The 1,045-nt window shown below is 48.6% G+C and carries 1 protein-coding gene; it reads right to left on the bottom strand.

Annotated elements, in window-relative coordinates; translation table 11 throughout:
- A partial coding sequence (locus tag R7P35_RS26225; RefSeq protein ID WP_318093417.1) for a valine--pyruvate transaminase occupies positions 1–1,045 on the bottom strand: 1,045 nt, incomplete at both ends.

The raw sequence follows: 1,045 nt of genomic DNA, 5'->3' as shown, positions 1-1,045 counted from the left end.
TGGCAGTTCATCAAACCATAACCACAAGAAGATCGCCCCTTCAGGTTTGTGGATACGGAATCGCTCGTCGGTAATCGCCTGTTGTAGCAGTTCTACCGCGCGTTGTGATTTCTGCTTGTAGAACGGCTTAATCACCTCTGAACTCAGTTTGAGTAGATCGCCTTTAGCGATGATGTGGTTTGCCAATGCTGGGCCAACACTGCCTGGCGCTAAGCTGATGATGCCATTCATATTGGTGAGTGCTTGGGTGATTTCTTCACTCGCAATCACAATCCCACATCGCACACCCGGCAAGCCAAGTTTAGATAAGCTCATGCACAGGATGGTGTTTTCATTCCAGAACGGTTCGACATCTTCAAAAATGATGTTCGGGAACGGCAAGCCGTACGCATTGTCGATGATCAGTGGGATGTTGTTCTCGCGCGCCAATTTGTCCAGTTTACGCACTTCTTCGTCAGTCAGTACGTTACCTGTTGGGTTGGTTGGGCGAGATGCACAAATTGCTGCGACGGAGTCATCGACGGTGAGCTTTTCAAAATCAACGTGATATTTGAATAGGCCGTTGTCGAGTAGCTCTATTTCTGGATGGTACGAAACAAAAATGTCTTCATCGATACCTGCATCACCGTAGCCAATGTATTCCGGTGCGATAGGCAACAGGACTTTTTTGTGCGAACCATCTGGCTGCTGACCAGCAAACAAATTAAATAGGTAGAAGAACCCGCTTTGGCTGCCATTCGTCAGGCTAATATTCTTCTCACTGATGTCCCAGCCGTATGTTTCACGAAACAGCTGTGCGAGCGCTTTGACGAACACGTCTTTACCCTGAGGGCCATCATAATTAGTGAGCGCGGCGACGAGTTCGCCACTGGCGAGCATTTCTTCACTGGCTTGGTGAAAGTAATCGAGCATGGCAGGAATGGCGGCCGGGTTACCCCCACCGAGCATGATGGCACCTGGCGTGCGTAGGCCATCATTCAAATCGTCCATTAACTGCGTAATACCTGAATACTGATTAAATTTTTCACCAAACTTTGAGAACTGC

Origin of the sequence: Vibrio sp. Vb0304 (assembly GCF_033338995.1) — a bacterium.
Classification (GTDB): Bacteria; Pseudomonadota; Gammaproteobacteria; order Enterobacterales; family Vibrionaceae; genus Vibrio; species Vibrio alginolyticus.
The sequence above is the reverse complement of the archived record's forward strand: the minus strand, read 5'-3'. Positions and strand labels throughout refer to the sequence as shown.